The organism is Bradyrhizobium sp. SZCCHNRI1009, from assembly GCF_032487575.1.
Taxonomy (GTDB): domain Bacteria; phylum Pseudomonadota; class Alphaproteobacteria; order Rhizobiales; family Xanthobacteraceae; genus Bradyrhizobium.
Map to the genome: position 1 here is coordinate 105022 of NZ_JAUEUL010000007.1, position 18136 is coordinate 123157.

Here is an 18136-nt window from a genome sequence, read left to right on the forward strand (position 1 = left end):
GCTCTATTTCGATTGCGCGGCGGTGGCTTCCGTCGCCGCGATCACCTCGCGCACCAGCCGCGCGACGCCCTTGATGTCGCCGTCCGGGTCGATGGAATCACCGAGCCTGGCCACCACCATGCGCTGGCTCGGCATGATCACGAGCCGCTGGCCGAGCAGGCCAAAGGCGAAGAACGCATCCGCCGGAATGCCGGCGCGCGCCCGTCCCAGCGCGTGAACGTGCTGGCTGCGGTTGGTCCACAATCCCGCGCCATAGTCGGTGTCCAGCGTGGGGGTCGCTGACATCGCCACCCAGCCCTCGGGCAGGATGCGCTTGTCCCCGGCGACGCCGTCGCCGAGATAGAGCAGCCCCAGCTTCGCCCAGTCCCGCGCGCTCGCCAGCATGTTGCCGTAACCTTGCAGCGTGCCGGTGCCGTCGAACTGCAGCGTCGCGCTGCGCATGCCGAGCGGATGGAACAGCTCGCGCCACGCGAATTCGATCGCCTGCTCGGGGCCGCCGGCGGCGTCGCGGATGATGCGCGCCAGGATCTGGGTGCTCGCGCTCGAATAGGCCCAGCGCTGGCCGGGCGGCGCGATCAGCGGCGCATGCACCGCGAACGCCGCCATGTCGCGGTGGATGTCCATCTGGCTCGACGGATCGAAGCCGGAATTGGTCTCGTCCAGCGCCAGGCCTGATGTCATGCGCATCAACTGCTCGATGGTGATGTCATGGCGCGGATCTCCGGCCCCGCGCCATTCCGCGACCGGCGCCGGGATCGACGGGCTCAGTCTGCCTTGCCGGGTGAGGATGCCCAGCAGCGCATTGGTGACCGTCTTGGTCATCGAGAAGCCCATGAGCGGGGTATCGACGCCGATGTTCGGCGCATAGCGTTCCGCGATCAGGCGACCGTCCTTGACGACGACGATCGCCTTGGTGCGGCGGAATGGCGGGCTGGCCGGCTCCTCGAAGGCGTGATCGAGCGCCGCCTTCAGCGCGGGATCGCTGGGCTCCACCGCAGCGTCTTCGGCGAAGTCGGGCAAGGCGGGAGCAGGCGCAGCGGCGCGCAGCGCAGCGACGTCGGTGTGGGGCACGTAAGGCGGCTTCTGACCCTGAAGCGCCACGCAACCGAGACCATCGTGATACGAGGCCCGGGTGGCGTGCAGGCCGAGCAGCGACACCTCCACCATGCGCATGTCGGGCTCCACCCGGTAGCGCATCACGGCCCGCAACCGGCGCAGACCGGGCCGTTCCATGGTCTCCGCAAACACCGTCTGCGGATCGAGGCCGGAGACGTAGGTCTTGGCGCAGATCATCTCGGCGACCACGGTGGTCGCGACGCGCAGCGCCCGGTCAGGCCGATAGGTGAGCCATCCCGCCACCAGCAGGGCCGCAAACACCAACAGACCGACCACGAATCTTCGCAAATGCACCAGAACGTCCGACGCCGTCTCGCGGGCGAGCCTCGCTGCGCCCTGGTATGCTTCTAACGCGCCTCGGTCACCACGCCAACGGAGGGAAGCTGGTGCAGGGCCCCGCCGGGCGGCGGCAAATCGTCATCCGGGCCACGATCTCCTCCTATCGGCCAGGAACCGGGCGCCTCAGCGCCCGGCTGCGGTGGCGCCCTTGCTGCGCGGATCCGGCGCTCCGACGAATCCATCCGGCGTCACCAGGATGGAGTTGGCCGAGGTCCGTCCCATCGGCTCCTCGATCTTGTGGCCGCGGGCGCGCAGACCGGCGAGCACGTCATCGGCAAAACCCTTCTCGATCCGAACCTCGTCGGGCATCCATTGGTGATGCAGGCGAGGCGCGGCGACGGCCTGGCGGACGTCGATCCGATAGTCGAGCACGTTGACGATCACCTGCAGCACGGTCGAGATGATGCGGCTGCCGCCCGGCGAGCCGGTGACCAGCACGGGCTTGCCGTCCTTCAGCACGATGGTCGGCGACATCGAGGACAGCGGCCGCTTGCCGGGGCCGGGCAGATTGGCCTCGAAGCCGACCAGGCCGAAGGCGTTGGAGGCGCCGGGCGCGGCGGTGAAATCGTCGAGCTCGTTGTTGAGCAGCACGCCGGTGCCGTCGGCGACGAGGCCGACGCCATAGGGGAAGTTCAGCGTGTAGGTGTTGCTGACGGCATTGCCGTCATTGTCGACCACCGAAAAATGCGTGGTGTTGCTGCCCTCGCGCAACGGCTTGGTGTTGAGAACGTCGCCGGCGCTGGTGGCGTGCGCGGGATCGATGCCGGCGCGCTGGCGCGTGGCATAGTCCTTCGACAGCATCGCGCGCACCGGCGCGTCGACGAAGGCGGGGTCGCCGAGATAGCGCGCACGGTCGGCATAGGCGCGCTTCATCGCCTCGATCAGCAGATGCAGCGATGCGGGCGAGCCCTGCTTCAGCTCGGCGAGCGGAAAGCCCTCGAGGATGTTCAGCATCTCGACCAGCACGGTGCCGCCCGACGACGGCAGCGGCATCGACACGATGTCATAGCCGCGATAGGTGCCGCGCACCGGCGTGCGCAGCACCGGCTGGTAGGATTTGAGATCGTCCGCCGTCATGATGCCGCCGGCATCCTGGATCGCCTTGGCGAGCTGGTCGGCGACCGGCCCTTCATAAAATCCGCGCGGCCCCTGCTCGGCGATGGCGGTGAGCGTCGCCGCCAGATCGCGCTGGATCAGCCGGTCTCCGTCCTTCAGCACGGTGCCATCGGGCCGCATGAAGATCGCGGCCGACGATTTCCATTTCGCCAGCCGCGGCGCCATCATCGGCAGCGTCACGGCGACGTCGTCGGCGACGGGGATGCCGTCGCGTGCCAGCACGATCGCCGGCTGCAGCACCTGCGCCAGCGTGAATTTGCCCGAGCCGTATTTCTCCAGCGCCAGCGCGAGACCCGCCACCGATCCGGGGACGCCGATCGACAGCGCCGAATCGCGCGACTTGGCGTTGTCGGGCTTGCCGTCGGCGCCGAGGAAGATGTCGCGCGTAATCGCGGCGGGACCGGTCTCGCGATAGTCGATCGCGATATCCTCGTTGGACTTGGCGATGTGGATGACCATGAAGCCGCCGCCGCCGATGTTGCCGGCAACCGGATAGGTGACGGCCATCGCAAAGCCGGTGGCAACGGCGGCATCGACCGCGTTGCCGCCGAGCGCGAGAATGCGCTGGCCGACTTCGGCTGCGATCCTCTCCTGTGCCACCACCATGCCATGGGCGGGCGGCTGCGCCGGCGCGGTGATACCGGGTGGCTGCGGGATATCGAAGGTTTGCGAATCCAGCGCCCGCGCGGGCAGGCAGCCGGCCAGCAACAGCATGAAACCCGCAAGGAGCCGTCGTCGATCAATCGTGAACGTGGTCATCGCAATTCTGCCGTTGCTGACATCCGCCTGGGATCGTCAGATGTTATAGGGCCGGGTCGCCGGCGTAAAACGCAACGCCGTGATCGTCGCGAGACGCGACGCTGGGATTGCAGAGGATTTTCGAATGGCCGTCATCACGATCGAGACCTCTGGCACTGCCGACGGCCGAATCTATCCCGGGCGCGCGGCCGTCGTCAGCTGGATCTTGTTCGATTGGGCGGCGCAGCCCTATTTCACGCTGATCACGACCTTCGTCTTCGCGCCCTATTTCGCGGCGCATGTCGCGCCGGACGCGGCGAGCGGCCAGGCGCTGTGGGGCTTTGCGACCGCCGCGGCCGGCATCGTCATCGCGCTGCTGTCACCGGTGTTCGGCGCCATCGCCGATGCCACCGGGCGCCGCAAGCCGTGGATCGCGGCGTTCGGCGCGCTGCTCGTGATCGGCGCCTCGCTGATGTGGATCGGGCGCCCCGGCGCGCCCGAGCTGATCCCGCCGCTGCTCGCGGCCTATGTGATCGCCACCATCGGCGTCGAGTTCGCCACCGTGTTCAACAACGCGATGATGCCGACCCTGGTGCCGCCGGAACGCATCGGCCGGCTATCCGGCACCGGATGGGCCACCGGTTATGTCGGCGGCATCCTCTCGCTCATCATCGTGCTCGGCTTTCTCGCCGCCAATCCCGACAGCGGCCGCACGCTGTTTGGATTCAAGCCGCTGTTCGGGCTCGATCCCGTGAGCCATGAAGGCGACCGCATCTCCGGTCCGCTCACGGGGCTCTGGTTCATCGTGTTCGTGCTGCCGATGTTCCTGTTCACACCGGACTTTCCGGCACGGCACCGGCTGGGCGCGGCCGTGCGCGAGGGGCTCGGTCAACTGAAGCAGACGCTGCGCAGCCTGCCGCAGCAGCGTGACGTTGCACTCTTTCTCCTCGCCAACATGATCTACACCGATGGGCTGGTGTCGCTGTTCGCTTTCGGCGGCATCTATGCCGCCGGCACATTCGGTTGGAACACGATCCAGATCGGCACCTTTGGCATCATCCTCGCCGCCGCCGGCACGTTCGGTGGCTGGCTCGGCGGCAAGCTGGATGATTTTCTCGGGCCGAAGCGTGTGATCGCCGGCAGCATGACGCTGCTGCTGCTCGCGATCGTCGCGATTCTCATGGTGAGCCGTGATTCGGTTCTGTTCATTCCGGTGACGCCGGCCGTGCCGGGCGGCCCGCTATTCGCCTCGCTGCCGGAGCGCGCCTATCTCCTGCTCGGCTGCGTCATCGGCGCCTGCGGCGCGCCGCTGCAGGCGGCCTCGCGCTCGCTGCTGATCCGCATGGTGCCGAAGGAGCGCGTCGCGCAGTATTTCGGCCTGTTCGCGCTCACCGGCAAGGTGACGTCGTTCATCGGGCCATTGCTGATCGGCACCATCACCGCGGTCACTGCGAGTCAGAAGGCCGGCATGGCGGTGCTGGTGCTGTTCTTCGCGACCGGATTGCTGTTGCTGGCGCGCGTGAGTTCAGATCGTCCTGCGGAGCGGGCTGCCTGAACTCTCTCCGGGGGCATTCCGGGGCGTCGCGCAGCAACGAACCCGGAATCTCGCGCCTCGGCTCCGGATTCCGGGGTCGCGCTGCGCGCGCCCCGGAACGACGGTGAAGGCGCTCAGTGCCGGAAGTGCCGGACGCCGGTGAGCACCATGGCGATGCCGTGCTCGTCGGCGGCCTTGATGACCTCGTCGTCGCGCACCGATCCGCCCGGCTGGATCACGGCGGTGGCACCGGCCTCGATGCAGGCCAGCATGCCGTCGGCGAACGGGAAGAACGCGTCGGAGGCGACCACCGAGCCCTTGGTCAGCGGCTCGGCGAGCTTGAGCGCGCTGGCCGCATCCAGCGCCTTGCGTGCGGCGATGCGCGCCGAATCCACCCGGCTCATCTGTCCGGCGCCGATGCCGACGGTCGCCGAATCCTTGGCGTAGACGATCGTGTTCGACTTGACATGCTTGGCGACGCGGAAGGCGAAGCGCAGGTCGCGCAGCTCGGCGTCGGTGGGGGCGCGCTTGGTCACCACCTTCAGCTCCATGTCATCGACGACGGCATTGTCGCGGCTCTGCACCAGCAGGCCGCCGGCCACGGTCTTGGCGGTGAGGCCGGCTTCGCGCGGATCGGGCAGGGCGCCGGCGAGCAGCAGCCGCAGGTTCTTGCGCGCTGCGATGATCGAGATCGCCTCGTCGGTGGCGTCGGGCGCGATGATCACCTCGGTGAAGATGCCGGTGATGGCGCGCGCGGTGGCGGCGTCGAGCTTGCGGTTCATCGCGATGATGCCGCCGAACGCCGAGGTCGAATCGCAGGCCAGCGCCTTCTGATAGGCGGTGACGAGATCGGGGCCTTCGGCGACGCCGCAGGGATTGGCGTGCTTGACGATGACGCAGGCCGCGGTGCGCGCCGGGTCGAACTCGGCGATGCACTCATAGGCCGCATCGGTGTCGTTGATGTTGTTGTAGGACAGCTCCTTGCCTTGGAGCTGGCGCGCGGTGGCGACGCCGGGACGGCGGCCGGGCAGCGCGTAGAACGCCGCATGCTGGTGCGGGTTCTCGCCATAGCGCAGCGACTGGATCAGCTTGCCGCCGAAGGCCCGGTAGTCGGGCGCGTCGTTCTGGATGGTGGCGGCGAACCAGTTGGAGATCGCAGCATCATAGGCGGCGGTGCGCGCATAGGCCTTGGCGGCAAGCCGGCGGCGCAGCAGCAAGGTGGTCGAGCCCTCGTGGCGCGCGAGGTCCTCGAGCACGGCCTCGTAGTCGTTGACGTCGACGACGACCGCGACATCCTCGTGGTTCTTCGAGGCCGCGCGGATCATCGCCGGGCCGCCGATATCGATGTTCTCGATGCAGTCGCTGAACGACGCGCCGCGCTCGGCGGTGGCCTCGAACGGATAGAGATTGACGACGAGGAGATCGATCGGCGCGATGTTGTGCGCCTTCATCGCCTCGGTGTGCTCGTCATTGCCGCGGATGGCGAGCAGGCCGCCATGCACCTTGGGATGCAGCGTCTTGACGCGACCGTCCATCATCTCGGGAAAGCCGGTGAGGTCGGAGACGTCCTTCACCTTCAGGCCGGCCTCGGCAATGGCCTTGGCGGTGCCGCCGGTGGAGATCAGTTCGACGCCGCGCGCGGCGAGCGCCAGCGCGAAATCGGCGAGGCGGGTCTTGTCGGAAACGGAGAGCAGAGCACGGCGAACGCGACGAAGCTGGTTTGTCATGGCAAAGAGTCCTGTTGAAGGAGTTCAATTTGCCCAGGCGCACGGCGGTCGATCCCGCGCTCCCCGATGGTGCTCCATCCAAAGTCGCCAGTCGCGCGAGAGCCGGCCTCATATCAGCTTTTGCCGATGGCGACAACGGGGAGGTGTGTGTGCTCGGGATCGATTGAGCGCTCATGTTGGCTCGAACGCGCGTCGCAGGCGGTGCCCTTACCTCGCCCCGCTTGCGGGGAGAGGTCGGATTGCATCGCCAGATGCAATCCGGGTGAGGGGGTACAGGTCTCGCCACGTGCACTTCCCGTGCGTCTGCCCCTCACCCGACCCTCTCCCCGTAAGAACGGGGAGAGGGAGCCTACTGTCCGTGCAGATATGGCGTGCATCTCGCAGCACGATTCGTCGGCTCATTCCTTGGCGCCGTACCGATCACAGCGGCAGTTCCGGCTCTTTCCGCGCGTTGCGGCGCCCGTTGGTCTCGGTCGGCGACGCCGACGAGCGGACGAAGCTCCAGCGGATCGACGGGGCCTGCTGCGCGTCCTGCCGGATCACCAGTTGGGTGGTGCGGCGCGGACCGTCATTGCCGGCGAGAAACACGCTGTCCTCGAGATCGACGCGGTCGTCGAACGTCTCGAACGTCCAGACCTCGCGATTGGGCAGCACCAGCATGGCGCCGCGGCCGTCGCTGAGCCGGCTGGCCTTGACGGCCGGGTGCAGGTGGAAGCGCAGCGCGTAGTCCGAGCCGCCGCCGCGAAGCCGCGCGCCCTGCGCCGGCGTCACGGTGTCCTCGCCGTCGAGCCGCGAGCCATCCTCGGCCGCCACCAGCACGCGGCGATGGATCAGGCCGAATTTCGCCGCGTAGCCATTGTGCGAGGTCGACAGCACGGTGCCGTCGGGCACGATCTCGCGGAAGTTCTCGACCCGCGTCGGACCCGACACGATCGGCGCGCCGTGCAGCAGGCGCTTCATCGCCGACATCTCGACGAAGGTGCAGGACGAGGTGTTGTGATAGGTCAGCGTCGAATGCGCCACCGTGCTGCGCGCGAAGGCACGCCAATTGTCGCGGCCAGTCGACGGCATGCCGCAATTGATCACGATGCGGCACGGTCCGGAGGACATCTCGAAGGCGAGGCAGCCGGCATGGGCCTCATGGCTCAGATGCGGTGGCGGCGGCGGACCGGTGTCGACGATGACCGTCATCGGTCCGGCGTCGAGCCGCTGGAAGCCGGAATGCGGCATGCTCGCCATCGGCGTGCCGTGGGTGTCGTCATAGGCGAGCAGTGTCGCCAGCAGGTCGGACGGGGTGCCGCCCATGCCGTTGAACAGCGCCATGTTGCCGTCGCCGTGCCGGAAGAAGCGCAGCATCGGCATCATGCGGTCGATGGCATTGAGCAGCGCCGGCGGCGGCGCGATGTTGCGGGCCGCAAACGTCTGCCGCAGCGGCAGCAGGTCGATCAAGAGCTCGATCAGCGCGCCCGGATTGCGCGAGACGTGGCCGCCATCGGGCAGGATCTGGCGCTGCAATTCGTCCGAGAGTTTCCGGGTCGCGCTGCGGATGTGTTTGGCCTGGTTGGCGAGGCACAGCGCCGCGTAGCACAGCGCAATCAGCACCTGCAGCCGCGGCGCGCCATCAGGAATGTCGATGGTCGAATAGCGCAGATAGCGGATCTCGCGGGTCAGCCCGCGCAGGTAGCGGCGGTAGAACTTGCCGTCGGAATCGGCCAGCACCAGTGGCGCCTGCGACAACAGCGAAATCACCCGTCGCGCCAGCACGTCGGCGCGCCGGCTCAGCGGATGGCGGCCGATCTGGTTGGTGATCCAGTCGTCGACCAAAGCGCGGGCGTTGGCGCGGGTCAGCGCGGTATCGGCTGCGCGCAGATGTCGCAGCCAGCCGAAGCCGAGCAGGGCCACCTCCCAGTCCTCGGACGGCGGCTCCAGGTCGAAGATCGAACGGCCGTGGCAGGTCACGATCTTGCCGGCGAAGACGAAGCGTCCGGCATAGATCTCGGCCGCCCGCGTCGCGTCCGACGTGCGCAGGTCATGCGGCGCAATGATGAGCCGGTCCGCGCGTCCTGGCCACAGCCCGGACACGGATACCGATACACCGCTGACGTTGGACATCAGGCTGCGCGCAAAGCGGCCCATCACCAGCGTCGATATGCGTCTGCGTTGAGCGGCGGACACGCCAAGCCTTGGATTCAGAGGGGGATTCGGTTGCGCATCCTTCATAGATCGCAACTGCCGCCGATACACCATTTTTGGCCCCGGTGCAGCACCATCGCGGGACCAGAATCTGGTGCAAAATCAGGATATAAACGGACTAACGCAACGCCGACGCCCTCAAAGCGCGGCCGGCGCAGAGCGCACACGATGACACGCTCACGGCCGCCGCTCCAGTCTCGCCGCATAAAAACCGTCGAGACCGCCAAGCCGCGGGTCCTGGTGCGGCAAATGGCAGGGCAGGGTGCGCAGGTCGCCAGCCGGCGTGACCAGCTCGGCCAGTCCCGCCACCTCGCCGGGGCTGACGGGGATGCGGCGCAGCTCGGTGCTTTCGGCGAGCACGCGCTCGACCACCTGCTCGCCCTCCTCGGGCTCCAGCGAACAGGTGCAGTAGACCAGGGTTCCGCCCGGCTTGAGCAGGCTGGCCGCCCTGGTCAGCAGCCGCGTCTGCAGGCCCGACAATGCGGTGATGTCGGCCTCGCTGCGCAACCAGCCGACGTCGGGATGGCGCCGGATCGTGCCGGTCGAGGTGCAGGGCGCATCGAGCAGCAGGCCGTCGAAGCCGCCGCCGTCGGCGGGCTGCCATTCGGCGGCATCGGCCACGACCGTCTCGGCCGCGAGCTGCAGCCGGGTCATGTTGTCCTTCAGCCGGTTCATCCGGGCCGGCGACCGGTCGACCGCGGTGACGCGGGCGCCGGCATGGGCGAGCTGGGCGGTCTTGCCGCCCGGCGCCGCGCAGAGGTCGGCGACGGCCTTGCCGCTGACATCGCCGAGCAGGCGCGCCGGCAGGGCGGCAGCGGCGTCCTGGACCCACCATTGTCCCTCGGCAAAGCCCGGCAGCACCGTCACCGAGCCATGCAGCACGGTGCGCACGGTGCCGGTCGGCAGCACCTCGCCGTGCAGCCGCGACGCCCATTGCGCCGGGTCCGACTTCACCGTGAGGTCGAGCGACGGCTCCTGGCCGAGCGCCGCGGCGATGTCCCTGGCGGTCGCTTCGCCGTAATGATCGATCCAGCGCTTGAGCAGCCAGGGCGCGATATCAAGCGGCTGACCGGTGGCATCGTCGAGCAGGCTGGCGCCCTCGCGGGCGCAGCGCCGCAGCACCGCGTTGACGAGTCCGGCATATTTCGCCGCGCGGCGGTCGGCCTGCACCAGGCGGACGGAAAGGTCGACGGCGGCGTGGTCGGGAACGTCCATCCAGAGGATCTGGGCGGCGCCGATCAGCAGCGCGCTCTGCGCCCGCGGCGCGTCGGTCGGCACGCCACGATCCAGCAGCCGCGACAGCACGTGGCCGAGCGTTCCGAGCCGCCGCAATGTCGTGGCGACCAGCCGGCGCATCAGCGCGCGGTCGCGGTCGGCGAGATGCTTCAGTCCGGGATGCGCGCCGGTTCCGTCGAGCTGATCGTCGAGGGTGCGATGCTTGTGCAGCACGCCGTCGACCACGTCGGCGGCGATGCGTCGTGCCGCCAGGCCTGGGACTTCGGAAGGGGTCGCAAAACGCGGCGGAGGCATGCCTGGGAATTACTCGCGAAAGAAGAAAGGCAGTTCCGCGACCATCGGGTGCATGCCATCAGCTTGCGGGTCCTCTGTCACCGGAATATGCCAAATGTAAGAATCGGCTCCGCTTTTTTTAGACCTGTTTTCCCCGGCGTGCTCACACGATCTGATGATGTCGGGAAGGATCCGGTGCAACGGTGGAATGGTACGATGAGCAACGAACCCAACAACGAGCGCAAGCCCGCATTGTCGGTGGTCGCCAGCAACGACAATCCGCGCAAGCCGCTCACTCCGGCCGCGCAGCGTGCGCTGGCCGAGGCGGAGGAGCGGCGTCGTCTCGCGGCCGAGCAGGCGACGCCGATGCCGAGGGAGCTGCAGGGTCCGAAGGGACCGGAGCCGACCCGCTACGGCGACTGGGAGAAAAAGGGAATCATCTCGGACTTCTGATACATCCGCCGGGCGCGCGCCGTCAGGCATGGTGATGGCGCGGGGGACGGAGAATCAGTTCGGCCGCTTCGGCTTCAGCGGGTCACGACCACCGTGGTGCCGATCGACACGCGCTCGTAGAGGTCGGTGATATCGCTGTTCAGCATGCGGATGCAGCCGTAGGAGACGTAGCCGCCGACCGAGTTCGGCACATTGGTGCCGTGGATGGCATATTCGCCGCCCGCGAGCGTCATGGCGGCGACGCCCATCGGATTCTGCGGCGAGCCACCGGGGATCACGTCGGGGATGTTGGGCTTGTCGCGCTTGACGTCGGCCGGCGGCGCCCAGGCCGGATTCCTGTACTTGCCGTCGATCTTGGTGGTGCCGGCCCATTGCCGACCGGCCTTGCCGACGCCGACCGTGTAGCGCATGGCGTGGCTGCCATCGAGCACGAGGTAGAGCTTGCGCTCGCCGGTCTTCACCACGATCGTGCCGGGCGAATAGTCGCCGGCGATGCTGACCAGCTCGGGACGGGCGGACGCAGAGTCGGCCGTCGTGACCATGGCTCCGACCACCGACGCGGCCATCATCGCCGCCTTCACGGCCGGCCCGATCGCTCCAATCGGCCTCGCCATTCCTCTTCGCCCCATCGCTGCGACCTCCGCTCTTGCGGGAGCACTCGGATGGCTGGAGGAAATGAAAACTTCTTCTGCAAGTAAATGACCTGAAAACAACACTCGGCCGGAATCCGGCCCGCAACACGGATTCGCCGGCGGGGCCAGCGGAGCGAACCCGGCCGGGCACGTGCAATCTATTTGAGGCGGGTGATCGCCGACAGCGCCCGGACGGCGAATGTGCGCGGATGATCGTGGATGTAGTCGGACGTCGCCTGGCGGACGTAGTCGTGCTGGCGCACGTTCGATCCGATGGCCCACAGGGCTGCGGCCGCAACCACCATCCGGCCGCGCTGGGCCGCGTCGTAGCGCTGCTCCAGCGTGTCGTAGATGTCCTTCGGACCGCCGACCATGGCCACCGTGAGACGGGCGGTGTCGAGCGCGATGAGCTCGGACTGATTGGTGATGGAGGCGAAGAAGTCGAGGATCATGCGCACATAGCGGCCGTCGCCTTCAGCGAACGAGGCGCCCCACAGCAGGTCCAGGTCGGTCGGGGTCCTGATCGTGATGTCCTCGAGCCGGGCGGGAGCGCTGCCGAACTGATCCTCCAGCGTGGCGTCGAGGGCGCTGGCGCCGAAACGGCCGCGAAACCTGCCAGCCTCAGCGGCATGTCCCGAGAGCCGGACCGCGGCCAGGAAGGCCGAAGCCGCCTTGCCGTCTCCCTCGGGCGGCGCCAGCCGATCGATCCAGTCCGGATGCAGCGCGAAGGACCGCGCCAACAGCCCGGTCACCGGCGGGTAGGCGGTCCAATCCCGCCCTTCCGACTTCAGGGTCGCGAACACGTGGACCAGGCCCTCGATGCGCGGATCCCGGTAGAAGAACGCGACCGAGGTCTTCAGTTCCGGCGACTGCGGCATGAGCTGCGCCGTCGAAGGACCGATCCCGCCCGCCAAAGCGAGGAGAACGCAGCCCAGCCGGGCCGCGTTCTCCAACCGTCTCCTGAGAGGTCCAGCGGACATGCGCTAGGCCTGCTTCTCCTTGCGGTTCTGCCGGTGCTGGACGAGATCATCGACCACGCCGGGATCGGCAAGGGTCGAGGTGTCGCCGAGCGCGCCCGGCTCGTCCTCGGCGATCTTGCGCAGGATGCGGCGCATGATCTTGCCGGAGCGGGTCTTGGGCAGGCCGGGGGCGAACTGGATCTGGTCGGGCGAGGCGATCGGGCCGATCTCCTTGCGCACCCAGGCGACGAGCTCCTTGCGCAGCTCCTCGCTCGGCTGCTCGCCGGCCATCAGGGTGACATAGGCGTAGATGCCCTGGCCCTTGATGTCGTGCGGATAGCCGACCACGGCCGCTTCCGAGACCTTGGCGTGCGCGACCAGCGCGCTCTCCACCTCGGCGGTGCCCATGCGGTGGCCGGAGACGTTGATGACGTCATCGACGCGGCCGGTGATCCAGTAATAGCCATCGGCGTCGCGGCGGCAGCCGTCGCCGGTGAAGTACTTGCCCTTGTAGGTCGAGAAGTAGGTCATCTCGAACCGGGCGTGATCGCCATACACCGTGCGCATCTGGCCCGGCCAGGAGCGGGTGAGGCAGAGATTGCCCTCGGTCGCGCCTTCCAGCGTCTTGCCATCGGCATCGACGATCTCCGGCACGACGCCGAAGAACGGCCGCGTCGCCGAGCCCGGCTTGAGCTTGGTCGCGCCCGGCAGCGGCGTGATCAGGATGCCGCCGGTCTCGGTCTGCCACCAGGTGTCGACGATCGGGCAGCGGTCGTCGCCGACGACGCGGTGATACCACTCCCAGGCTTCCGGATTGATCGGCTCGCCGACCGAGCCGAGCAGGCGCAGAGACGCGCGCGAGGTCTTCTTCACCGGCGCGTCGCCGCCCTGCATCAGCGCGCGGATCGCGGTCGGCGCGGTGTAGAAGATGTTGACCTTGTGCTTGTCGATGACGTTCCAGAACCGCGAATTGTCCGGATAGTTCGGCACGCCTTCGAACATCAGCGAGATGGCGCCGTTGGCCAGCGGTCCATAGAGAATGTAGCTGTGGCCGGTGACCCAGCCGACGTCGGCGGTGCACCAGTAGACGTCGCCCTCGTGATAGTCGAACACGTATTGGTGCGTCATCGCGGCGTAGACGAGATAGCCGCCGGTGGTGTGCAGCACGCCCTTGGGCTGGCCGGTCGAGCCCGAGGTGTAGAGGATGAACAGCGGATCCTCCGCATTCATCGGCTCGCACGGGCATTCGGTGGTCACCATCTCCGCAGCCTCGTGGTACCAGAGGTCGCGGCTCGGATTCATCTCGATCTTGCCGCCGGTGCGCTTGACCACGACGACCCAGTCGACATTGTCGACCTTGTTCAGCGCCGCGTCGACATTGGCCTTGAGCGGCACCTTGCGGCCGCCGCGCAGGCCCTCGTCGGCGGTGATGATGATCTTGGAATCGCAGTCCTTGATGCGCTGGGCCAGCGAGTCCGGCGAGAAGCCGGCGAACACCACCGAGTGGATGGCGCCGATGCGGGCGCAGGCCAGCATCGCATAGGCGGCCTCCGGGATCATCGGCAGATAGATGGTGACGCGGTCGCCCTTCTTGACGTTGCGGTTTCGCAGGATGTTGGCCATCCGGCACACCTCGTCGTGCAGCTCGCGATAGGTGATGTGCTTGGACTGCGAGGGGTCGTCGCCTTCCCAGATGATCGCGGTCTGGTCGCCGCGGGTGGCGAGATGGCGGTCGACGCAGTTGTAGGCGGCGTTGAGGACGCCGTCCTCGAACCATTTGATCGAGATGTTGCCGGGGGCGTAGGAGACGTTCTCGATCTTCGTCGGTGCCTTGACCCAGTCGACGCGCCTGGCCTGCTCGGCCCAGAAGCCGTTGGGGTCCTTGATCGAGCGCGCGTACATCTCCTGGTACTTCGCGTCGTCGACAAAGGCGCGTTTCGCCCATTCGGCCGGAACGTCGTAGATCTTCTCGGACATTTCACACCCTCCACATGCGGCCCGCCGTGGTCCGGCGCAGGCCATCGTTGTTCCCACTATGCGTCCGCGTAACCGGCGGCGACAAGGCAAGACAAGTAGGACCTTCGGCGGGGAGGCGGTCTGCGCAGGATCAAAGAATTGTGCGCGGAGGTTGAGCGCGCCGGTCACACTTCGGAGGTCGCTACAGTCTGCAGCATCAAGGTTACCCGGAATCGGGGCGCGCACCGGTATTTTGCAACCGTTCTGCCCAAAATTAGGGACTCGCTATCTGGCCCGTCTCGCCCTAAATCGCCTTGAAGCTGTGGATAACCCGGCCGGAACCAAACCGGACTCCGGGGCATTGAGCGGATGAAAACGACGGCAGGGCGTCTAAAGCAATGATGGACCAGCAGAATTTCGAGAGCCCGCGGGTCGGCCCGGCCGATGCCGATGTCGCGCTCGCGAAGGCGCTGGGCCAGTGGCCGCCCAAGCCGCCGCGCCGCAAGCTGACCTTGAAGGATCTCGCCCACGCCAAGACCGCCGACGCGCAAGGCAACGCCAAGACCTCGGTCGAGGAACTCGCCAGGCGCATCGGGCTGAAGCTCGGCGACCAGACCGCGCTGACCATCCGCCGCATCAGGCGGGGCAAGAGCTACACCTTCATCCGCGCCAACGGCACCCCGATCCGCCACGCCGGCACCATTCGCCGCCTGCATGCAATGGCGGTGCCGCCGGCCTATCGCGAGGTGCGCTACGCCCCCGATCCGAACCTGCATCTGCAGGCGGTGGGTGTCGACGCCGCCGGCCGGCTGCAATACCGCTATCACGCCGATTGGGAGAAGGTGCGCGAGCATCGCAAGGCGCATCGTCTCGCCAAGCTGGTCGGCGCGCTGCCGCGCATCCGCCGCGCGGTGTCGAAACATCTCGCCGGCGACGAGCCGACGCGCGAGTTCGCGCTGTCCGCCGTGATCGAGCTGATCGCGCGCACCGCGATCCGTCCCGGCAACGAGTCCTATGCGCGGCTGAACGGCACGCGCGGCGCCACCACATTGTTGAAGTCGAACGTCACGCTCGAGGATGACTCCCTGGTGCTGACCTTCAAGGCCAAGGGCGGCAAGGCGGTGCGCAAGGAATGCGACGCCGCCAAGCTGGTGCGGGCCGTCGGCATCCTGCGCGGCGTGCCTGGCCGCCGCATGTTCCAATACCGCGACGCCCAGGGCGTGGTGCGCGCGGTCTCGACCACCCAGGTCAACGCGTTCCTGCGCGAGATCGCCGGCATCAAGATCTCGCTGAAGGATTTCCGCACGCTGATGGCCTCGGCCGTCGCCCTGGAGACCTTGTCGCGAATCACGCCCGCGGCGAGCGCGCGCGGCCGCAAGAAGCAGATCCTGGAAGCGATCCGCGCCGCCGCCGACGAGCTCACCAACACGCCGGCGATCTGCCGCAAGAGCTACGTGCACGACACCATCGTCACGGCGTTCGAGGACGGCATCCTCGAACGCTTCGCCGCCACCATGAAGGGCCAGCGCTCGCAGACGCGGCGCGAGCAATTGCTGGCGCAAGTGGTGACGGCGGTCTCGGCCTGACGCCTCAAACGATCAAGCCTGGCACCGCGGCCCGATCTTCGCCGAGGCGAGGAAGCGCGCGATCGGGTCGAGCTGCTTGCACGCCGTCGCCGACGTCTTCACGGGCTGCGGATTGCGCTTGGCCGGCCGCAGCACAGCGGCTTTGCCGGACGCCTTCGCCCGGCGCGCCGGCGACCCGCTACGCCCTTCCGCCCGCACGGCCCGCGAGACCAGTGGCAGATAGACGTCCTCGTTGTACTCGATCGGCTGTGTCGCGAAGCTGCGATCCGTCTCGCTCAGCGTATCAACGCCCGGAATGGGCTCGCGGATCAGCGACGAGGTCGTGTCGCTCATGTCGCCGGGCGTCGCCGCGGCGAGCACCATCTTCGTTGCAAGCAAGCAGCAGATTATCACGAGGCAGAACCCCGCAATCCAGATCGTTCTGTTCACTGTAGGAAACCCCCGCCGATCGCGCCGGACAGTGCGGGACATCCCCTTCCCGCAGCCGGCGCCGTGCCGACCAATCAACCTTAAGAAAGTCTTACTCGCAATATTTTCGGCAGGTTCGGCCGGGCTCGGCTCGCATTGTAGTTAATGGCGGCGATGATCGGTCATCGGCCTCGGCCAATGACCGACAGAGAGCTGATCAGTTCGCAGCAGGCTGCGACATTGCGGCGCAGATCTCGTTCAATGAGTCGGCGAGACGATCTCGATCGCCGCAGGTTTCACGGATCACGTTAAATTATGCGCCGAAACTCGCTTCCGAACGCGGCGTAGCTCGGCCCGACACGACGCGAGAGCAACAGCGCTCTCCAACGCATCGATGTCGCAGTCGAACTCATCGTGCGGCGCTGCCGCCGTCTTCATTAGGGAGCTACCCATGTCCAAGCGCATTGCCTTCCTCGCTGCCGCCGCCTTCAGCGCGCTGTCGCTGACCTCGATCGTCGTCGCACCCGCGCACGCCGAGGAGAAGACCGTGATGGTCGGAGGCGCGGCGATGTACCCGTCGAAGAACATCGTGCAGAACGCGGTCAACTCGAAGGATCATACGACGCTGGTCGCCGCGGTGAAGGCCGCGGGCCTCGTGCAGACGCTGGAAGGCAAGGGACCGTTCACGGTGTTCGCGCCGACCAACACCGCGTTCGGCAAGCTGCCGGCCGGCACCGTCGACAGCCTCGTCAAGCCGGAGAACAAGGCGACGCTGACCAAGATCCTCACCTATCACGTCGTGCCCGGCAAGCTCGAGGCGTCCGACCTGAAGGACGGCCAGATGCTGAAGACGGTCGAGGGCGAGCAGCTCACGGTCAAGCGCGAGGGCAAGAACGTCATGATCGTCGACGCCAAGGGCGGCACCTCGATGGTCACGATCCCCAACGTGAACCAGTCGAACGGCGTCATCCACGTGGTCGACACTGTGCTGATGCCGGCGTCGTGAGGCCCGGCGCGACACCGGACACATCCGTTTCTTCCTCCTCCTCGCGGATGTGACCAGGAGCGAGCCGGGCCCACCCCGGCTCGCTTTTTTGTGAACGCCATAGTTTTCACGTATCGATTTGATCGGTGCCGGAGCGTAACGGGGCCCGCCGAGCCGGCGTATAATGACCGTGACGAATGCAAGCGACGGAGCCGACCGCCATGACGAGCGCCACCACCAGCGCCCCCTCGACCCTCGCGGCGACCGGGGGACCAGCAACTGGAGTCGCGACCAAGGTCATTCAGCCGGCCTGGGTGCGCGTCATGCATTGGATCAACGCCGTCGCGATGATCATGATGATCATGTCGGGCTGGCAGATCTACAACGCCTCGCCGCTGTTCGACTTCCGCTTCGACCGCAGCTTCACGCTCGGCGGCTGGCTCGGCGGCGCGCTGCTGTGGCACTTCGCGGCGATGTGGCTGCTGATGCTCAATGGCCTCGCTTATCTGGTGACCGGTCTCGCCACCGGCCGGTTCCGCCGCAAGCTGCTGCCGGTCTCGCCGGCGTCCGTCATCGCCGACCTCAAGGCCGCGCTGACCTTCAAGCTCGCCCATGACGACCTCACCGCCTACAACGCGGTGCAGAAGCTGCTCTATCTCGGCATCATCGGCGTCGGCATCGTCGTCGTGCTCACCGGCCTGTCGATGTGGAAGCCGGTCCAGCTGCACTGGCTGGTCAGCCTGTTCGGCGACTATCCGGCGGCGCGCTACGTCCATTTCGTCTGCATGGCGCTGATCTGCGCCTTCCTGGTGATCCATATCCTGCTCGCGCTGCTGGTGCCGAAGAGCCTGCGCGCGATGATCATCGGTCGCTGAGAGGAGAGAG

General features: G+C 67.3%; 14 protein-coding genes and 1 riboswitch. Of the genes, 5 read left to right on the top strand and 9 right to left on the bottom strand.

Going from position 1 to position 18136, the window contains the following annotated elements; translation table 11 throughout:
- Positions 1–3: 3 nt before the first annotated feature.
- Both QX010_RS15025 and ggt read right to left on the bottom strand, forming a co-directional pair.
- Positions 4–1410: a serine hydrolase gene (locus tag QX010_RS15025; protein WP_316180256.1), complete on the bottom strand. Its 1407-nt coding sequence runs from the start codon at positions 1408–1410 to the stop codon at positions 4–6.
- 168 nt (positions 1411–1578) lie between these two features.
- A complete protein-coding gene (gene ggt / locus QX010_RS15030; RefSeq protein ID WP_316180258.1) occupies positions 1579–3285 on the bottom strand; it encodes a gamma-glutamyltransferase in 1707 nt (568 codons plus the stop codon).
- Positions 3286–3454: 169 nt separating this feature from the next.
- Here ggt and QX010_RS15035 point away from each other — a divergent pair, with 169 nt between their 5' ends.
- Positions 3455–4864 (top strand): MFS transporter, encoded by a 1410-nt coding sequence (locus QX010_RS15035; RefSeq protein ID WP_316180259.1) that lies wholly within the window; start codon positions 3455–3457, stop codon positions 4862–4864.
- Between the two features lie 113 nt (positions 4865–4977).
- On the opposite strand, the gene purH is transcribed toward QX010_RS15035, so the two are convergent.
- The 3 genes from purH to QX010_RS15050 form a co-directional block, all read right to left on the bottom strand.
- Positions 4978–6570, bottom strand: a complete 1593-nt coding sequence (purH, locus tag QX010_RS15040) for a bifunctional phosphoribosylaminoimidazolecarboxamide formyltransferase/IMP cyclohydrolase (RefSeq protein ID WP_315800759.1) — start codon at positions 6568–6570, stop codon at positions 4978–4980.
- A gap of 24 nt (positions 6571–6594) precedes the next feature.
- A riboswitch (ZMP/ZTP riboswitch) is annotated at positions 6595–6675 on the bottom strand.
- 315 nt (positions 6676–6990) lie between these two features.
- The gene (locus QX010_RS15045) at positions 6991–8706 is read right to left on the bottom strand and encodes a heparinase II/III family protein (RefSeq protein WP_316180261.1); all 1716 of its coding nucleotides are present in this window, start codon (positions 8704–8706) and stop codon (positions 6991–6993) included.
- Between the two features lie 234 nt (positions 8707–8940).
- Positions 8941–10293: an RsmB/NOP family class I SAM-dependent RNA methyltransferase gene (locus QX010_RS15050; RefSeq protein ID WP_316180263.1), complete on the bottom strand. Its 1353-nt coding sequence runs from the start codon at positions 10291–10293 to the stop codon at positions 8941–8943.
- 195 nt (positions 10294–10488) lie between these two features.
- Here QX010_RS15050 and QX010_RS15055 point away from each other — a divergent pair, with 195 nt between their 5' ends.
- Positions 10489–10725 carry a DUF1674 domain-containing protein gene (locus QX010_RS15055; RefSeq protein ID WP_316180265.1) on the top strand — a complete coding sequence of 79 codons (237 nt, stop codon included), beginning with the start codon at positions 10489–10491 and terminating at the stop codon, positions 10723–10725.
- A gap of 74 nt (positions 10726–10799) precedes the next feature.
- On the opposite strand, the gene QX010_RS15060 is transcribed toward QX010_RS15055, so the two are convergent.
- From QX010_RS15060 to acs, 3 genes are all read right to left on the bottom strand, one after another.
- A complete protein-coding gene (locus QX010_RS15060) occupies positions 10800–11294 on the bottom strand; it encodes a L,D-transpeptidase (protein WP_315800926.1) in 495 nt (164 codons plus the stop codon).
- A 221-nt stretch (positions 11295–11515) separates the two neighbouring features.
- Complete coding sequence (locus tag QX010_RS15065) at positions 11516–12235, bottom strand: hypothetical protein (RefSeq protein ID WP_316180267.1); 720 nt, start codon at positions 12233–12235, stop codon at positions 11516–11518.
- A 105-nt stretch (positions 12236–12340) separates the two neighbouring features.
- Positions 12341–14293 (bottom strand): acetate--CoA ligase, encoded by a 1953-nt coding sequence (gene acs / locus QX010_RS15070; protein WP_316180269.1) that lies wholly within the window; start codon positions 14291–14293, stop codon positions 12341–12343.
- 377 nt (positions 14294–14670) lie between these two features.
- Here acs and QX010_RS15075 point away from each other — a divergent pair, with 377 nt between their 5' ends.
- A complete protein-coding gene (locus QX010_RS15075) occupies positions 14671–15858 on the top strand; it encodes a DNA topoisomerase IB (RefSeq protein WP_316180270.1) in 1188 nt (395 codons plus the stop codon).
- 12 nt (positions 15859–15870) lie between these two features.
- Here QX010_RS15075 and QX010_RS15080 read toward each other — a convergent pair whose 3' ends face one another.
- Positions 15871–16236 (bottom strand): hypothetical protein, encoded by a 366-nt coding sequence (locus QX010_RS15080; protein WP_316180272.1) that lies wholly within the window; start codon positions 16234–16236, stop codon positions 15871–15873.
- Between the two features lie 481 nt (positions 16237–16717).
- Between QX010_RS15080 and QX010_RS15085 the strand changes: the two genes are divergently transcribed.
- A complete protein-coding gene (locus QX010_RS15085; protein ID WP_316180273.1) occupies positions 16718–17272 on the top strand; it encodes a fasciclin domain-containing protein in 555 nt (184 codons plus the stop codon).
- Positions 17273–17472: 200 nt separating this feature from the next.
- Positions 17473–18126, top strand: a complete 654-nt coding sequence (locus QX010_RS15090; protein WP_316180275.1) for a cytochrome b/b6 domain-containing protein — start codon at positions 17473–17475, stop codon at positions 18124–18126.
- The last annotated feature ends 10 nt before the right edge of the window (positions 18127–18136 follow it).

Coding starts and splice junctions, on each gene's coding strand:
- ggt (WP_316180258.1), bottom strand. CDS start 3,285: ATGCTGTTGCTGGCCGGCTGCCTGCCCGCGCGGGCGCTGGATTCGCAA.
- QX010_RS15035 (WP_316180259.1), top strand. CDS start 3,455: ATGGCCGTCATCACGATCGAGACCTCTGGCACTGCCGACGGCCGAATC.
- purH (WP_315800759.1), bottom strand. CDS start 6,570: ATGACAAACCAGCTTCGTCGCGTTCGCCGTGCTCTGCTCTCCGTTTCC.
- QX010_RS15045 (WP_316180261.1), bottom strand. CDS start 8,706: ATGGGCCGCTTTGCGCGCAGCCTGATGTCCAACGTCAGCGGTGTATCG.
- QX010_RS15050 (WP_316180263.1), bottom strand. CDS start 10,293: ATGCCTCCGCCGCGTTTTGCGACCCCTTCCGAAGTCCCAGGCCTGGCG.
- QX010_RS15055 (WP_316180265.1), top strand. CDS start 10,489: ATGAGCAACGAACCCAACAACGAGCGCAAGCCCGCATTGTCGGTGGTC.
- QX010_RS15060 (WP_315800926.1), bottom strand. CDS start 11,294: ATGATGGCCGCGTCGGTGGTCGGAGCCATGGTCACGACGGCCGACTCT.
- QX010_RS15065 (WP_316180267.1), bottom strand. CDS start 12,235: ATGCCGCAGTCGCCGGAACTGAAGACCTCGGTCGCGTTCTTCTACCGG.
- acs (WP_316180269.1), bottom strand. CDS start 14,293: ATGTCCGAGAAGATCTACGACGTTCCGGCCGAATGGGCGAAACGCGCC.
- QX010_RS15075 (WP_316180270.1), top strand. CDS start 14,671: ATGATGGACCAGCAGAATTTCGAGAGCCCGCGGGTCGGCCCGGCCGAT.
- QX010_RS15085 (WP_316180273.1), top strand. CDS start 16,718: ATGTCCAAGCGCATTGCCTTCCTCGCTGCCGCCGCCTTCAGCGCGCTG.
- QX010_RS15090 (WP_316180275.1), top strand. CDS start 17,473: ATGACGAGCGCCACCACCAGCGCCCCCTCGACCCTCGCGGCGACCGGG.